This is a genomic window from Salegentibacter lacus (assembly GCF_020164555.1).
Taxonomy (GTDB): Bacteria; Bacteroidota; Bacteroidia; order Flavobacteriales; family Flavobacteriaceae; genus Salegentibacter; species Salegentibacter lacus.
Genome location: NZ_JAIQZB010000002.1, coordinates 116,235 through 132,409 on the forward strand (window position 1 = coordinate 116,235; position 16,175 = coordinate 132,409).

Sequence of the window (16,175 nt, forward strand, 5' to 3'; positions counted from 1 at the left end):
ATAAGCTAAATTCCTGAAATATTTAACGTTGAATAAATATTACATTTTTAAAAATTCAGTTCGATTATTGATAATAAGATATCATTCCTCCTAAGTTTTATTAATTGAAAAACGACATCGTGTTAGGGTTTAGATTTCTTATCTTTTTACATAACTGAAGTATAATCATTTCAGAAAAAAGGATTTTCAATATTTATTTAATTCTTAATCCTTTCTAAAATTTTCCGAACTCATTTCTTTATCGCTAATCTCCTGACCAAAGTAAGGCATCCCATCTTTAGTCCATTTTATCACCCTTGCACGTGTGTGGCGGTTAGGATCGTAAAGTGGTTCCCCATCTATTTCTTTATAATCACGAGCATGATAGATCATAATATCGGTTTCACCATCTTCAGATTTCGTAAAACTATTATGCCCGGGACCATAGCGATCGAGTTCCGGGTTGCTATAAAATACCGGTTCGGGTAATTTATGCCAGGAATTTGGATCCAGCAGGTCAGTATCCTCATCAGCCCAAAGCAACCCGATTGAGTAATTGGCATCAGTGGCACTGGCAGAAAATGTTACAAATACTTTTCCATTTCGAACAAGTACCGCGGGCGCCTCATTCACCCTGTGACCTTGTATTTCCCAGTCATGAGTAGGCTGCGAAATCACAACCTGTTTTTCTGCCAGCCTGGTGGGACTAGTCATCTCTGCAATATACAAACCTGTATTAACTATAGAATCTGAAGCTCTATCTGTCCAGATCATGTAGCGTTGCCCCTTCAATTCAAATGTGGTCGCATCCAGGGAAAAATCGTCCCTATTACTAACAACCTGGCCTTCCTCTTTCCATTCTCCTTTGGTTGGATCATCTGAAGGATTTGACAAAGCATACATTCTTATTTTCCATTTTTCCTCAGCCGAACCGGCTGCGAAATATACATACCATTTCCCATCAATACGATGCAGCTCTGGAGCCCAGATATGATTCCCCATGGCACCTTTCTCGTGCTTGCGCCATATCACCACCGGTTCTGCTTCTTTTATCCCATTGATAGTATTTGATTTACGAATTTCAATACGGTCGTATTGGGGAACGGTAGCTATAAAATAATAGTTTCCCTCCTCAGCCTTTGTTACAAAAGGATCTGCTCTTTGCAATGCTAACGGATTATCAAACTGATTCTTTTTTAATTCTCCTAAATTTAGGTTGAAACCTTCAGGAATATCATTAGAAGGAAAAGCTTCCAGCAGTCTTTCTGTTTCCTCCTGGGTAATTGGAATTACACTACCGTGACGGGGATGAAAATTCATAGAGATTTGTTCATCTACAACCTCAAAATTTTTAAGATCTGTACTTTCTGTAAATTGATAAGAGCCCTGCATATAAACATCGTACATAAGTATATATTTATCAGAGTCAATCAGCTTAAAAACACCTGAACCTTCAACTGCTTCGTCGGTCTGATCTACATTGCCCTCTAAAGGTTCATAGCCCTTAGTAAGATTATCGGAAATTGCTACTTTTATTCCTTTATCCTCACTTCCTTCAGTTTTATAAAACAAATGATAATTTCCATCTTTTTTTACAATATCACCATCTATCGCTGCGGTCTTAGCAGGATTGAAAAAAAGCTGTTCGGGCGATGCTTCCAACCCTGTAAAATCTTCGTTGGCATAGGCATAATAGATCTTGTCATAACTACCTGGCTCCAACATTGAAAAATATACCATAATTTTATCTTCTTCCTCATCGTAAATGGTCTGGGGCGCCCAAACCCTCATTACATCTGAATATTTATCCTGGTAAGTCTCAGGAATATCAATTACGGTGGATGTCCAGTTTACAAGATCATCAGACTTCAACATGATCATTGCCGTGTTGGTCCAGCCATTCATAGACACCAGATCGGTAAGCATCATATAAAAAGTACCATCTTTTGCTCTTAGTATATGCGGATCCCTTACACCACCTGTTATGCTGATCTCATCCGGGCTCATTATTGGCTGATTACTATTTAGAGCATAGTAATTATAGCCATCAGGACTTATTGCATAGTATACTGCCTCCTCCCCCGGCCCATTGCCGGTGAAATAAGCAAATAAATAATTGGTGTATTCTCTTTCGGTTTTTGAAGAACTACAGGAAAATAACATTAAAATAAGGCTGATGAATCCAAAACCTTTTAGTATGTAAACAACAGAATTTCGCATCTTACTTAGATTATAAATTTTTCTAAATTTAGAAATTTATTTTTATTTGTTTATTTTACACTTAATAAAAATAAATAATATTTTTCGGATTTTTTTCCAAAAAAAGTTTTGGTGCTCTTGTTCAATTTAACCTGAGCATACTCGCAAGTAAAGCCGACATTAAAACAATTAAAGACACTTTTTGCCGGTTAAGAAGTGTATAAATCATTGGGAAGTATGATTCAATAATCGAATTTGGTGAATTGGGATGTGCTTATTGCTTCAGTTTAATTTAGGAGGAAAAATTTAAACCCTTGAATCATCAAAACTTTTAAAAGCATAGACTCAGTGATGAATTCCATAAAATCAACTAGTTCAAAAAAAGAACCAAGAGGGAAACAACAAGCTATGGTATGGGTGATCGCGGAAAAATAAACAAACGCGCTATCGCGCCTAAACAAGATCAAACTTTGGCCAAAAAGTTTTTTTATTTTTGATTTACCTTATAAACCTTGCATTTATGTTTTCAGTTCTTTCCGCTTTTTAAAAAGAAAAAGAGGTGAAATAATATCAATTAACTGGAATCGGTAATTTCCCTGTTAAAATACAATATTGTTTCTCTTATCATTGTAGTCTAAACACAGCTCCTTAGCTCTTCTTCTGGGGACTGGTGTCCCATAATTATTTTTAACCTCAAGTAACTGTTGTTTTACGGCAGAATTTTTAAGTCTAGAAGCGGTGGACGGTGAAATTTAAAATATCCGATCCCGAGGAAAGATAACGGAGCAAGTACTTCTTTATAATTAAAGTGAGGGGGGACAAAAATGATAGGTACTGCCTTTTATCTGTACTCTTTTCTTTCTCCTTACTTTTCTCCAGAAATCTTTATGGAGGTATCCATAAATAATTGCTCCTGTAATTGCCTTAATGTCCCTATAGGAATAAAAATCCACTGGGAAGGAAAACCTTGCCTTCCAATTGTTCTCTTCTCGTATCCTATCAAAGGATCTAATGATATAATATCCTGTTCTCGCATTGTAATGTAACCATCCCTTTTTTACGAGGAAACGTATATACTTCAACGTAGTTTTCCGGGAGCCAATCTCTTCAGTGAGCTCTAAAAACAAAAGTTCCCCATCATCCAGTTTCGCCTTTCCGCACCTGTAAATGAGCTTTAAGGATAAAAAGAATTGCAGCTTTCTTGCATAGCTTTTTTGCTGCGCTTCAATAAATAGCTGAATGGGAACAGAGATTTCCGGAGTCATCTTACTTAAGGTTTAGCATACTTCCTGCTTTTTCGGTGACGATTTATAAATGACTGGATATCCTTGAGGCTGTAGTAGATCTTTCCTTTCACCTGTGCGTATTCAATCAGCCCTTCTTCCCGTCAGTTTTGAGCTGTTTTCGCACTTATCTTGAATAGCTGGATAAAATCAGCATTATACAGAAGGATGAGGCACGGATCCTTGATCTGCCTAACCTTAAATTCCCTGGTGAGCTGTTCAACCTTAGATTCCAGGGAATGCATACTGACCATAAATGGATGGGTGCTTTCTTTCATAGTTATATGGTTTATTAATACTTACTCTAAAAATCAACATCAGTGGATTTTTAATCTTCCAGCAGCTTATCTTGAAAATTGCTCGAAAAATAAAAATCTCATACAAGCTTAGCTTAACCAACAAGTGGTTTACCAGGTAAGAAACCCAAAAACGTTTTTATTATTTATATGCTTATGTCTGCGAAGTCAAACAAAAAATGGACAATGAAGCACTTGAAAAACTACTATAATTCATCTATTTAAAAGTAATTAATAAATTGATTATAAAGTAGTCGAGAAGGATTTTTTTTAATAACATTAATTTTGATGCTATTTGTGTGAATTTGATAGTTCTAAAATTAAAAATTAGAGACTAACATTTTAAATAGCATCAAAAAGCACCATTTTAAATTAGGGCTATTTCAGGCATTTACTTTTTTCATCTGGAGCATTTTCCTTTTTGACGTCGAAAAGGAGCAAAAAGTAGATTTGGATGATAGTTTTTGATCCTTCATTTCATTTACTTCTTTCAGCGCCTTCGCATTCCCTTTTGATGCTGCTGTATCTTCAAGCTTTGAAATTATTGAGGAGCTATAAATAGCCTGTCGGTTTATGCGCTCCGGTTAATTTCAAAGCTTGTTTCTTTCGCAGCAAAAGGAAAGGCATTGGAATAGAAATAACTGAAATAAAAAAACTTAAATTTTAACCGGATAATTATTTATAAAAATCTGGATGCGTATCGTCCTGCTCGTAATCCCTTTTTCGGGTCGAGTTATAGTTCCTGGGATCTGCAGCTTCCATTAAAGCTTCTAAAATGGCTAAAGTGGGGTTTACTTTATTCTTCTCCATATTCTTCGTTATGGCGATCACTGCATTGATTCTTTTCTTCAGAATATTTTCAATTCGCCTTCCGGTAGGACCAAAATTTTCCTTTGGGGAAATCTCGTTATAGAAGAAAAAATCCAACATCCCGGCTAATGCCTCCGAATGTGTTTTGTAATGTGTCCTGGAAAATTGCTGAAAGCGTTCAGCCGTTTTCTTTTCGATGGTGATGTTCTTAACCTCTTTCATGATTCACAATTTTTAGGTTTACTGGTTTTTTCAACCATTTTATTGGGGTTTAGAGCCCAAAACCAGTAAATCCATAATTTTAAAATATTTCTGTTATTTTTAAATAATTGATAATCAAATAAATAAAATAGAAAAGGTATTTGTAACATCGCTTTGCGGGTTACCCTCTTGCTCTACCTTTTCGTCCCAGAGGGACAAAAATTTCAACTATTAAATAGAATTTAATAGCTCTTTAATCCTTAAAAAAATGAATCCTGTTTTTTAAGATTCGAAAAGAAATTCTTTAAAATTAATTATGGAGATAAGTAAGAATCATTGAGAATTCTTTAAAATGAAAAACGGGATTATTATTAAAGATAGGTCAGTAATGACCACCAAAATATCGAACAGGGAAATGAAAGAGTAATGAAGGGATGGAAACGAAACTTAATTATGAAGTTTAATCTCAAGGACTTAATTGGAAAACCAGAACCGGGAGTGGAGCGTTTCCACCATTTGTGTGGAAAAAGCGAAATGCGAGGTGGCGGTTTTTCATTTGTGTCCGGTTCTTGTTGAATGAAGCTCTTTAGCCTGAAGGAACGAAAGGCTAATGTGCTGAGTGGTATAGCAGATAATTCTTATATAAATTACCGATTAATTTACAAACTGTTAATTGTAAATCTATTTATCATAATAAGTGGGGTGGTGCAAAAAAATACTATTTTTAAACAATTGATGTGTAAATTAAATCCTCATGCTAGACCTGGGAAAGCTTTATATACCAACCATACTGTCCTATGATCCGGAGCATAATAAAATTTCATTGAATAGACCTGAAATTCATACACCAGACTATTTTAAAAACATTGACTATTCTTTACAATTAAGCTTAATAGGTGATGAAATTATAATAATGTATTACGGTGAGGATGATACTTATCTCGCAGATACCTTGCATCTAGAAAACCTTATTATTGCCGGGGGGAACTTAAATAAGGAAGGTTTCGGTAAAATACAAGAAAGGGCTTTAAAAGTCTTAAGTGAATATATCCTGGATTCTCAAAAAGAGCTATTGGTGCTTTTTAATGAATAGTCAATCATTATTTAAACTGGCTATCAGGTGTATCTAACTTTTAAATGATTCTGAAAAATTTTCTACAGTAATTGCTTTCTACAAATCCAGAAAATAAATTGTACCTGAAATTTACTGGCGATCGTTCTTTTGCCGATTTCAGGGGTCGGGTCACGAAGAAAATACCTCAAAAACTAAAGGATGAATTAGATTTTGAAGATGCGATCTCTTTGTACATCCGATATCCCGAAAGGAAATCTGTACGCTTTATTTTGCTCAAAAATGATAACCTGGTAATGTTGGATATTCCTAAGGGATATTCTGTTCCAGGTTATTCATTTGATGAACTTTTGACAGAAAAGGAAGAGTCATTTCTACATACAAATTATTAAGACGTACAGACTTTTTAATGAGAAAGGAAAAATGCTGCGGTAATTTCTTTTCTGTATGCCAGTAAAAGAGTTCTAAGTGATTTGACTTTCGCATGGTAAGAATAGACCATACTTAACCCCCTACGACCCTACCCTTTCTTTTTAACATCCTAAAACTTTTATAATTAGATATTTTGTAAACTTTTTCTGTTTTTGTTGAGATAAATTAAATGCCTAGTTAATTTTTCTGGCTGGCCCTTCTCCATCCTCTTTATCATCCTGCTCAACAGCTTTATTTAATTTTTGCTGTAGTAATTCCATATCTTCGCTTACTTTACGTTCCACGACTTTAGCATAGATTTGGGTAGTAGAGAGTTTTTTATGGCCTAAAATTTTAGACACAGTTTCTATTGGCACTCCATTGGTCAAGGCTACAGTAGTGGCAAAGGTATGCCTGGCAAGGTGAAAGGTTACATTCTTTTCTATATTGCACTTTTCAACAATTTCTTTTAAGTAGCTGTTGACTTTTTGATTCGACCTGACAGGTAAAAGACTGTTTTTTATATGGCATTCTTTATCATCCTTATATTCTTCAAGCAGATTGATGGCCTTTGAAAGTAAAGGTACTTTTACCTGATTCCCATTCTTTTCTCTCCTTGTGATTATCCAGAATTTTTTGTCAATACCTATTACCAGATTTTGAGGTGTGAGAAGCATAAGATCTCCATAACTCACGCCGGTATAGCAGCTGAAGATAAAAAGATCTCTTACTTTTTTGAGACGAGGTGATTTCAGTTCAAGATTTTCAATGCTCTCTAATTCTTCCAGAGTTAAAAATCCTCTTTCTTTTTGTTCCAGATGCGGTCTAAACTTTACAAATGGATCACGATCAACCCATTCCAGGTGAAAGGCCAGGGTGACCATCTTTCTCAAACGTTGAATATGTTTCATTACAGCATTGTGTTGAAGATTTTTACAATAATGCCGTGGCTTGACTGCACGGAGGTAATTTTCAAATTTTATGACAAAACTGTAATCAAGCTCTTTTAAATAAAGATCTTTTCTACCATATTCCTTTTGCACAAAACGTCTGATATAATTCTGACTTATAATATATAATCGGGAAGTGTTATACTTCAATTTCGAAAACATATTGTTATTGTGATATTCAAAAATGTCTTCTAAAGAAAAAAGATGCTTCCTATCACCAAAATAACGTGACTTGATAGTTTCGGGAGAAAGAACTCCCCCTTCCATTCTCAAATCCTGGTAACATTGAAATAATTTGGAGTGCTCCTGATCCAGAAACTGGTTTAATTCCCTGGCGTATTGACTATTACCTTTGAGCTTTTGTTTCCTGGGATCCCATAGGCTAACATCAACTTTTCTTTTAAGGCTGATGTTTAATCTTCTACCATTAATAGAGATTCTGGCGTAAATGACGGTCAGATTATCTTTGGCTCGTTTGGAGTAGATCCAGAATAAGACGGAAAATGTTGATTGAGTACGCATAATTCATGGTTTTAAGTTGAACAATTTTGCGAAGTCAAACCACCATTATGAGAACAATCTCGTGATATCAAGATAAGAATTTTAATTCAAAAAATGTTGACGATTTGTGAACTTTTAAATCGATATCATTTAATATCATCTAACACCAAATAAAATGTAAAAACCTGATAATCATAAAATTAAGGGGTTTTTGATTTTATTTGAAATGTTAAAAGTGACCTCGCCAAGAATCGAACTTGGATCTAAAGTTTAGGAAACTTCTATTCTATCCGTTGAACTACGAGGCCTTGTAAGCGGCACAAAAATAATAATGTTTTCAGAAATTCATCATATTATAACTTAAAACTTCAGCTGGTTTCTTTCCTTTTACTAATTTTAATCAACTGCTATTTTTTAAATGAAAACTTTTATGAAAGCTATTATTCTAAGCCTGGTTACAAGTCTTATTTTTCTGACTACTAATTGTGACAGACAAAATTCTGAAGAACAAATGAAACTTACCGGAACTATAGAAAGCCAGGGAATAACTTCTTATCAATATGGAACTCACACGTTAAATGCTGAAGATGAGTTTTATGCGCTAAAAAGTGAAAAAATAAGTTTGGACGAATATGTTGGGAAAGAAGTCACTATTTCGGGGTCAAAAATTGAAGGTTATCCTGTAGATGGTGGTCCGGATTATATTCTGGTTACCGAAGTGAAAGAATAGCAAAGCCTTATTTTTTTCTTACGGAATGTTATATTTGCGGAAAAAGCAAAAAATGAAAAAATCACTCCTTTCTGCAATCCTATTTAGTCTATTTATATCGTTTTCTGTCAATGCCCAAATTGATGAAGATCAAACCGGCGCCTGGTATATGTATTTCTGGAATACTAATTTCGGCGAAAGTCAATGGGGACTTCAAGGAGATATTCAATATAGAAATTGGGATCTTGGCGGCGATCTGGAGCAATTGCTTATTCGCGGCGGACTTACCTATTCGCCTAAAAATGCCGATTTAAAATTCACACTTGGTTATGGTAATATTACATCTGGGGAATTTGGTGAGGGTAACGCTACTTCAGGCGAAAGTAGGATTTACCAGGAGGCCTTACTTCCGCATAAATTAAACAATCGATTTTACCTTACCCACCGTTTTAGATACGAACAGCGCTGGGTAGAAAATCAGGATTTTAGAACACGATATCGTTACAACCTGTTTTTAAATATTCCATTAAATCAGGCAAACCTGAATAAAGACGCTATTTATGTTGCCCTGTATAACGAAATATTCATCAACGGTGAACGCGAAATTGGTGATGGCCGAAGTGTAGAATTATTTGACCGTAACCGATTTTATTCTGCGCTGGGGTATGCCTTAAAAGACAATCTTAAAGTACAGGCTGGGTATATGACTCAGACCACAGATAATGTTAGCAAAGGGCAAATTCAGCTTAGCCTGCACCATACTTTTTAAGTTATTCAGCAGAGTTTCGCTATCTTTAGCTTTTAATCAGAAACCTGAATTATGAAGCAATTTTTACTCTTTACCGCTTTAATATTTATTTCAACTTTAAATAGCAAAGCTCAAACTTCTGAAATTAGCGGAGACGCTTTCGCACATACCTATTCTATTGTGGCTCGTGATGCAAAAACCGGTGAAATGGCCGTTGGCGTGCAAAGCCATTGGTTTTCGGTTGGCCCGTTGGTAGCCTGGGGAAAATCTGGAGTTGGCGTGGTTGCCACCCAATCTTTTGTGAATCCCGCTTTTGGTCCCGAAGGACTTAGGCTTTTAGATGAAGGCTACTCTCCCGAAGAAGCCGTGGAAACCCTTATCAATAATGATGAAGGTCGTGATTTTAGACAGCTTGCCATTTTAGGGAAAGCCGGAGATAATGCGGCATACACCGGAGCAAAATGTGTAGCTGAAGCCGAACATCTTAACGGCGATAATTTTTCTGTTCAGGCTAACATGATGCTTAATGACGATGTTGTGCCGGCTATGGCCCGGGCATTCAATGAAAATATAAACCTTCCTTTAGCTGAAAGGGTTGTAGCTGTTTTAAAGGCTGCGCAAGATGCGGGTGGTGATATTCGCGGAAAGCAATCGGCTGCATTAATCGTGGTTGGACCAGATAAAGTTGAAGAAATCTGGAAAGACAAGAAAATAAACCTTAGGGTAGACGATCACGAAAATCCGATTAAAGAATTAGACCGATTGCTAAAAACTGCCAGGGCTTACGAATTTATGAACCGTGGTGACGTAGCTATGGAAGAAGGAAATGTAGAAAAAGCTTTAGAGGAATATGGTACTGCCGAAAGTATGTTTCCCGATAACCTGGAAATGAGATTTTGGAAAGCTGTGGCACTTGCCAATAGCGATCGTTTGGAAGAAGCAAAACAAATTTTTGATAGAATTTTTGATGAAGACGAAAACTGGAGAACAATGCTGAAGCGTTTGCCAAAAGCCGGACTTATAGATTTGACCGAAGATGAATTGGAGATGCTTACTCAGTAATCCTCACAGATTTAGTATCTTTAAAACTTAAAACTTACTGTTATGAAAATCACTTTTAATAAAATCTTTCTAGGATTAGCTATTGTATCACTCACCGCTTTTACCTCTTGTAAAGACGAAGAAAAAACTCCGGAAACCCAAACTGCTCCAAATACCGAAATGAGCGGAAATACTTCTGGAAATGCAGAAACGCCAGATGTTAATCCTCCTCACGGAGAACCGGGTCACCGTTGTGATATGCCGGTTGGTGCTTCTTTAAGCGGAGCAAATAATAATACCAATGCAGGTTCCAGTTCAAAAATGACTACTTCTCCTATTAGGTTGAAAGAATCAAAACCCACTAAAAATCCTCCACACGGAGAGCCTTATCACGACTGCTCAATTCCTGTTGGAGCAGATCTTGAAGGTTAAAAGTTTCTGATTTCTATAAAGAAAGAGGTTGTTTAAAAGTTTTTAAATTCGTCATCCTGAATTTATTTCAGGAACTAAGGTGTTGGTAATTAAAACATATTAGAAGCTGAAACAAGTTCAGCTGACGGAAATAGAACTTTCAAACAACCTTTTTTTATTGAACTTAATCCAACCCTCCTTTTCTTTCTGCATCCCTTGGCTCAGGCCAGGTCATTTGCTCACCAGATCTTCTGCTAATTGGTAAAACTGCTTTTTCTCTGGAAGTAGTTTCTGGATCTTCGCTAGCCATATAGGTCATAATAGCGGTTAAGATCACGTTGCTTCTCACATCGTCAAAAACAATTTTATCATAAGTATCTAAATTGGTATGCCAGGTATAATCCCAGTAAGACCAGTTTAATGAATTAAGCATAAATGCAGGCGCACCGGCTGCTACAAAAGAAGCGTGATCTGTTCCTCCACTCGATGGAGTCCCTGGGAAAGAAGTTTCAATTTCTCCCTTAATTTCCTGCGGAACCGGCTCTAGCCATCTTCCTATATAATCGTAAGCGTGCAGAAAACCCTGTCCGTTAATATTTTTAACCCTTCCGGTTCCATTATCCTGATTGAATAATGCCTGTACATTGGCAACAATTTCCGGGTTATCCTTTACAAAAGCACGCGACCCGTTGAGCCCCTGTTCTTCACCTCCCCAATGGCCGGCAATAATTGTACGTTTCGGGTTTGGATAAAGTTTTTTAAGAATTCGCATAGTTTCCATCATTACGATAGTCCCAGTGCCGTTATCGGTAGCGCCGGTTCCGCCATCCCAGGAATCAAAATGCGCTGAAAGAATAACATATTCTTCAGGTTTTTCGCTGCCTTCAATTCTAGCAATAGTATTAAAAGTAGGCACTTCTCCAAGATCTTTAGATTGAGCAACCACCTTTATTTTGGGTGCATTATCATTTTCAGCTAAACGGTAAAGCAAGCCATAATCTTCTAGGTTAATGTCTATAGTAGGGATTTCACTAGTGTACCCACCAAATACTTTATTTGCACCAAAGCCGTGAGACCAGTTAGAAGTAATAATTCCGGCAGCCCCGGCATTCTCCAGTGCTTTAGGTAATTCTCTGTAACCATATCCGGTTTTACCAATTCGATCTCTCCACAAAGAATCGGTTTCTTTTATACTTACCTGCATCTTTTTCCAGGACTTTTCAGTGCCCCATTCTTCCCAATTATAAGGAGGCCTTCCAGTAGGTTCATTAACGGAAATCATTACAAATTTTCCTTTAACCGAAGAAAGCATATTAGCGGAATCAGTAGAGTCTGAAGCTTCTGGCAATAGTACAACCTCAGCGGTTACTCCTTTTTTTCCTGTAGAAGGGCTCCAGGCTAATTGTCTTCCTTGGAGCGTTCTTACTCTTGGCTCTACAAGGTCAATATGGGTAATGCCTCGCTCCCAGCCTCGCCAGGTGCCATATTCTTCGTTTTCAGCCGAAATTCCCCAGCTATCATATTTCTTCACTGCCCAGTCGTGCGCATTTTTCATCTGTGGAGTTCCTACCAATCGCGGCCCTACCACATCAACCAGCTCGTGAGCAAGCGCTTCTAATTTCGAATTTTCATTGACCTCGTTTACAATTTTGTCAACCATTTCTTCTTGTGCCTGCATCTGCAATGCCCCGGCTACAAGGAATAAACTAAAAAGTGTGCGTAAATTTTTCTTCATTCTGTATTATTAAAATTTTAATTTTTCAGCATAAAGATATTAATTAAATCTGGGCGGGGCATTTACAAACTGAGCTTTACAGGTAAAATCAATTTAACTATATTGGCAGTGTTTTTAAAAAATAAACCCACAACTCCTTAAATCGATGAAAAAAACGCTACAAAACACCTTCAATTTTAAATTTCAGTTTCTCTTTTTAATATTTATAGGTTTAAGTTTTCCCGGAATTTCACAAACAAGTGAACTTTCTGTAGAAAAAATTATGCAGGATCCTAATTGGATGGGCACTTTCCCATCTAATGTAAAATGGAGCGCCGATAGCGAAACCATCTATTTTGATTATAATCCAGAAAAAAATGCTGAAGATTCGCTTTATAAAATTGAGCTGAATAGTACTTCAAAAATCAGCAAAGTAGGTTTAGAAGAAGAACGAGGAATAATTCCAGCTTATGGAGATTTCAATAAAAACCGAAGCAAAAAGATTTTTAGCAAAGATGGTAACCTCGTTATTTACGATGTAAAATCTAGCGAAACTACTCAATTATTAGACCTATCGGAAGCTATTAGCAATGCTGAATTCCTCGCAGACGAAAATAAAATTAGCTTCAACTCCGGTAACAATGCTTTTATATACGATAGAAAAGCGGGAAGTATTAAACAACTAACCAATATCACTGATGGTAAAGCTGAAGAGGAAAAAGAAGATAAAACTTCAGAAAAAGATGCCTGGGTACGGGATGAAAACCTGGAACTCCTGGAAGTTGTAAATCAGCGTAAAACTGAAAAAGAAAGTAGGGAAACCTACCGTGAAGCTACGGCTGAAAAAGAGGACTATACCTTTTACCTAGAAGATCGCGATCTTAGTAATTTACAGGTTTCACCAAATGCGAAATTTGCAACTTTCAAACTTATTACCCGGGAGCGAAATGGAAGCACCGATGTACCAAATTATGTAGATGAATCTGGCTATACCGCTAACCTACCTGCCAGAAGTAAAGTTGGTGAAGATAAAACCAGTATTGAACTGGCGATTTACAATTTTGAAAAGGATACTGTTTATACTTTAAAAACTGATAATTTACCCGGAATTACCGATTTGCCTGATTACGTAGAAGATTATCCCGATAAGGAATGGGAAGAAACCGAAAGGGAGGTAGCACCCACAACGGTTTATTTTTCAGAAAATGGGGAACACGCGGTGGTTAATATTCGTTCTAAAGACAATAAAGACCGTTGGATAGCTAAAATTGACCTGGAAACCGGCGAGCTAAACACCTTGGACCGCCAGCGGGACGAAGCCTGGATTGCAGGTCCTGGAATTGGCTACGCTTACTACGGTGGTGAAGAAATGGGCTGGTTGCCAGATAATAAACATATTTATTTCCAGAGTGAAGAAACCGGATATTCGCATTTATATTTATTAGACGTGACTACCGGAAATAAAAAAGCACTTACCGAAGGCGATTTTGAAGTTTTTGATCCCGAACTTTCCAATAATAAAAAGCATTGGTTTTTAACAACTTCTGAAGTTGGACCCGGCGAACGCCATTTTTATAAAATGCCAATTATGGGTGGTCAAATGGAAAAACTCACCCAAATGGAAGGCAACAACGATGTTTACCTTTCTCCCGATGAAAAAAATATGGCTATTTTGCATTCTTACAGCAATAAGCCATGGGAGTTATATTTAAAGAGAACCAGGGCAAATGCTGAAGCCGAACAATTAACAGAAGGAAAATCTGAAGCATTTAGCAGCTACGACTGGAGAGAACCTCAATTAATAGAGTTTGAAGCCGAAGATGGCGCTATGGTGCCGGCCAGGTTATATAAACCAGAAACCGATGTGAAAAATGATGCCGCGGTGGTTTTTGTACACGGAGCTGGGTACTTGCAAAACGCTCACAAATGGTGGAGCAGCTATTTTAGGGAGTATATGTTCCATAATTTATTAACCGACCTTGGCTACACCGTAATCGATATTGATTACCGCGGAAGTGCAGGTTACGGCCGTGACTGGAGAACAGGAATCTATCGCCATATGGGTGGAAAAGATCTTTCTGACCAGGTTGACGGCGTAAAATATCTTATAGAAAATCACGGAGTCAATCCTGAAAAAGTAGGAATTTATGGTGGAAGTTACGGCGGATTTATCACCCTGATGGGAATGTTTACTGAACCTGAAATTTTTCAGGCCGGCGCTGCTTTAAGATCGGTTACCGATTGGGCACATTATAACCACGGTTATACTTCTAATATCTTAAATGAACCGGCTGCAGATCCTATTGCATATAGAAGATCTTCACCTATTTATTTTGCTGAAGGTCTGGAAGGAGATTTGTTGATCGCTCACGGCATGGTAGATGTTAATGTTCATTTTCAGGATGTGGTGAGACTTTCACAGCGTTTAATTGAATTGGGTAAAGAAGACTGGGAAATGGCAATTTACCCGGTAGAGGATCACGGTTTCATAGAGCCAAGCAGTTGGACCGATGAGTATCGCAGAATCCTGGAATTGTTCAACGAAAGCCTTTTAGATTAATGGATATTGAATTTGTAAGAAGTCAGTTTCCGGCGCTTGAAAGGGAGTTTACCTTTATGGATAATGCGGGCGGCTCGCAAACTTTAAAGAAAGTCGCAGAACGTATCAGCGGTTATTTATTGTACCATAATGTGCAATTGGGAGCTTCATATAAAGTTTCTAGAGAAGCAGGAGAAAAACTTACTTATGCTACCAAGCAGGTTAGTAAATTTATAAATGCGGGTAAACCGGAAGAAGTGGTAATTGGCCCTTCTTCCTCTATGCTTCTACGAATTTTAAGTATTTGTATTAGTAAGCAGTGGCAAGAAGGCGACGAGGTGATTGTTACCAATACCGATCACGAAGCCAATGTTTCTCCCTGGACAGATCTAAAGGAAAAAGGGATTAATGTAAAAATCTGGAAAGCCAACCCGGATACTCTTGAACTGGAAATAAGCGATCTCAACAAATTACTGAGCAAACGAACTAAGTTAGTAGCGATAACGCACGCTTCAAATATCCTGGGAAGCATAAATCCTATCAAAGAAATTGCGAAAACTGTCCATAAGGCCGGCGCACTTATTTGTGTGGACGGTGTGGCCTATGCGCCGCACCGAAGGGTAGATGTGAGAAAACTTGATGTAGATTTCTATGTTTTTAGCTGGTATAAAACCTACGGCCCGCATTTAGCTGTGATGTATGGCAAATACAATCAGTTGTCTAAAATGGATGGAATTAACCATTACTTTTTCACTAAAAAGGATGTTCCATATAAATTTCAGCCCGGAAATTTCAATTTTGAACTGACTTATAGTTTATTGGGAATCACCGAATATTTTGAAGAATTGTTTAAACATGAATTCCCCAGAGAAAAGAAGGCAGATTTTCAGGAGAAAATGGATAAAATTTTTGAGCTGATTGGCAGGCACGAAGAGCGAATAAGCAAGCCTTTGATCAATTACTTAGATGAACATCCAGACATTAAAATAATTGGTCGAAACACTGCTGATAGGGAAGAAAGGGTACCTACAATTTCTTTTGTTCACAGTAAGATGAAAAGCGATGAACTTGTTGAAAAGGTTGATGAGTACCGAATAGGAATTCGATTTGGCGACTTTTACGCAAAAAAAATTATTGAAGATGCCGGATTAAAAGAAAAAAATGGTGTGGTGAGAGTAAGTTTGGTGCATTACAATTCCCTGGATGAGGTAAAAAGATTGATTTGGGTTTTAAAGAAATTTATCTAATTTTTTAGCAAAAAAAGCCACGAATAAATAATAACTATTCGTGGCTTAACACTTATAAAACTTA

At 37.1% G+C, this 16,175-nt stretch carries 13 protein-coding genes and 1 tRNA gene; 8 read left to right on the forward strand and 6 right to left on the reverse strand.

The window, feature by feature from the left end; translation table 11 throughout:
* Positions 1–204: 204 nt before the first annotated feature.
* The 3 genes from LB465_RS01990 to LB465_RS02000 form a co-directional block, all read right to left on the reverse strand.
* Positions 205–2,199: a family 43 glycosylhydrolase gene (locus LB465_RS01990; protein WP_224466415.1), complete on the reverse strand. Its 1,995-nt coding sequence runs from the start codon at positions 2,197–2,199 to the stop codon at positions 205–207.
* Between the two features lie 782 nt (positions 2,200–2,981).
* Entirely contained in the window at positions 2,982–3,443 is a 462-nt protein-coding gene (locus tag LB465_RS01995; RefSeq protein WP_224466417.1) for a hypothetical protein, read from the reverse strand.
* Positions 3,444–4,432: 989 nt separating this feature from the next.
* On the reverse strand, positions 4,433–4,789 hold the full coding sequence (locus LB465_RS02000; protein WP_224466419.1) for a BfmA/BtgA family mobilization protein: 357 nt from the start codon (positions 4,787–4,789) through the stop codon (positions 4,433–4,435).
* 733 nt (positions 4,790–5,522) lie between these two features.
* On the opposite strand from LB465_RS02000, the gene LB465_RS02005 reads away from it, so the two are divergent.
* Both LB465_RS02005 and LB465_RS02010 read left to right on the forward strand, forming a co-directional pair.
* A complete protein-coding gene (locus tag LB465_RS02005; RefSeq protein ID WP_224466422.1) occupies positions 5,523–5,861 on the forward strand; it encodes a hypothetical protein in 339 nt (112 codons plus the stop codon).
* 71 nt (positions 5,862–5,932) lie between these two features.
* On the forward strand, positions 5,933–6,232 hold the full coding sequence (locus LB465_RS02010) for a hypothetical protein (RefSeq protein WP_224466424.1): 300 nt from the start codon (positions 5,933–5,935) through the stop codon (positions 6,230–6,232).
* Between the two features lie 213 nt (positions 6,233–6,445).
* Here the strand turns inward: LB465_RS02010 and LB465_RS02015 are convergent, their stop codons facing one another.
* Entirely contained in the window at positions 6,446–7,723 is a 1,278-nt protein-coding gene (locus tag LB465_RS02015; RefSeq protein ID WP_224466426.1) for a site-specific integrase, read from the reverse strand.
* A gap of 215 nt (positions 7,724–7,938) precedes the next feature.
* A tRNA-Arg gene (locus tag LB465_RS02020) sits at positions 7,939–8,010 on the reverse strand.
* Positions 8,011–8,132: 122 nt separating this feature from the next.
* Here LB465_RS02020 and LB465_RS02025 point away from each other — a divergent pair.
* Genes LB465_RS02025 through LB465_RS02040 form a run of 4 tightly spaced genes read left to right on the forward strand, consistent with a single transcriptional unit; the run spans position 8,133 to position 10,632 of the window.
* Positions 8,133–8,432: a hypothetical protein gene (locus LB465_RS02025; RefSeq protein WP_224466428.1), complete on the forward strand. Its 300-nt coding sequence runs from the start codon at positions 8,133–8,135 to the stop codon at positions 8,430–8,432.
* A gap of 52 nt (positions 8,433–8,484) precedes the next feature.
* On the forward strand, positions 8,485–9,180 hold the full coding sequence (locus tag LB465_RS02030; RefSeq protein WP_224466431.1) for a DUF2490 domain-containing protein: 696 nt from the start codon (positions 8,485–8,487) through the stop codon (positions 9,178–9,180).
* A gap of 51 nt (positions 9,181–9,231) precedes the next feature.
* Positions 9,232–10,221 carry a DUF1028 domain-containing protein gene (locus tag LB465_RS02035; RefSeq protein WP_224466433.1) on the forward strand — a complete coding sequence of 330 codons (990 nt, stop codon included), beginning with the start codon at positions 9,232–9,234 and terminating at the stop codon, positions 10,219–10,221.
* Between the two features lie 42 nt (positions 10,222–10,263).
* Positions 10,264–10,632 carry a hypothetical protein gene (locus tag LB465_RS02040; RefSeq protein WP_224466435.1) on the forward strand — a complete coding sequence of 123 codons (369 nt, stop codon included), beginning with the start codon at positions 10,264–10,266 and terminating at the stop codon, positions 10,630–10,632.
* A 163-nt stretch (positions 10,633–10,795) separates the two neighbouring features.
* Here LB465_RS02040 and LB465_RS02045 read toward each other — a convergent pair whose 3' ends face one another.
* Positions 10,796–12,346, reverse strand: coding sequence for a M20/M25/M40 family metallo-hydrolase (locus LB465_RS02045; protein WP_224466437.1), 1,551 nt, complete (start codon positions 12,344–12,346; stop codon positions 10,796–10,798).
* A 145-nt stretch (positions 12,347–12,491) separates the two neighbouring features.
* Here LB465_RS02045 and LB465_RS02050 point away from each other — a divergent pair, with 145 nt between their 5' ends.
* Both LB465_RS02050 and LB465_RS02055 read left to right on the forward strand, forming a co-directional pair.
* The gene (locus tag LB465_RS02050) at positions 12,492–14,885 is read left to right on the forward strand and encodes a S9 family peptidase (RefSeq protein ID WP_224466439.1); all 2,394 of its coding nucleotides are present in this window, start codon (positions 12,492–12,494) and stop codon (positions 14,883–14,885) included.
* A complete protein-coding gene (locus LB465_RS02055; RefSeq protein WP_224466441.1) occupies positions 14,885–16,111 on the forward strand; it encodes a cysteine desulfurase-like protein in 1,227 nt (408 codons plus the stop codon). The genes LB465_RS02050 and LB465_RS02055 overlap by 1 nt, the downstream gene beginning before the upstream one ends.
* The last annotated feature ends 64 nt before the right edge of the window (positions 16,112–16,175 follow it).

Coding starts and splice junctions, on each gene's coding strand:
- LB465_RS02005 (WP_224466422.1), top strand. CDS start 5,523: ATGCTAGACCTGGGAAAGCTTTATATACCAACCATACTGTCCTATGAT.
- LB465_RS02035 (WP_224466433.1), top strand. CDS start 9,232: ATGAAGCAATTTTTACTCTTTACCGCTTTAATATTTATTTCAACTTTA.
- LB465_RS02045 (WP_224466437.1), bottom strand. CDS start 12,346: ATGAAGAAAAATTTACGCACACTTTTTAGTTTATTCCTTGTAGCCGGG.
- LB465_RS01995 (WP_224466417.1), bottom strand. CDS start 3,443: ATGACTCCGGAAATCTCTGTTCCCATTCAGCTATTTATTGAAGCGCAG.
- LB465_RS02025 (WP_224466428.1), top strand. CDS start 8,133: ATGAAAGCTATTATTCTAAGCCTGGTTACAAGTCTTATTTTTCTGACT.
- LB465_RS02015 (WP_224466426.1), bottom strand. CDS start 7,723: ATGCGTACTCAATCAACATTTTCCGTCTTATTCTGGATCTACTCCAAA.
- LB465_RS02030 (WP_224466431.1), top strand. CDS start 8,485: ATGAAAAAATCACTCCTTTCTGCAATCCTATTTAGTCTATTTATATCG.
- LB465_RS01990 (WP_224466415.1), bottom strand. CDS start 2,199: ATGCGAAATTCTGTTGTTTACATACTAAAAGGTTTTGGATTCATCAGC.
- LB465_RS02050 (WP_224466439.1), top strand. CDS start 12,492: ATGAAAAAAACGCTACAAAACACCTTCAATTTTAAATTTCAGTTTCTC.
- LB465_RS02040 (WP_224466435.1), top strand. CDS start 10,264: ATGAAAATCACTTTTAATAAAATCTTTCTAGGATTAGCTATTGTATCA.
- LB465_RS02000 (WP_224466419.1), bottom strand. CDS start 4,789: ATGAAAGAGGTTAAGAACATCACCATCGAAAAGAAAACGGCTGAACGC.
- LB465_RS02055 (WP_224466441.1), top strand. CDS start 14,885: ATGGATATTGAATTTGTAAGAAGTCAGTTTCCGGCGCTTGAAAGGGAG.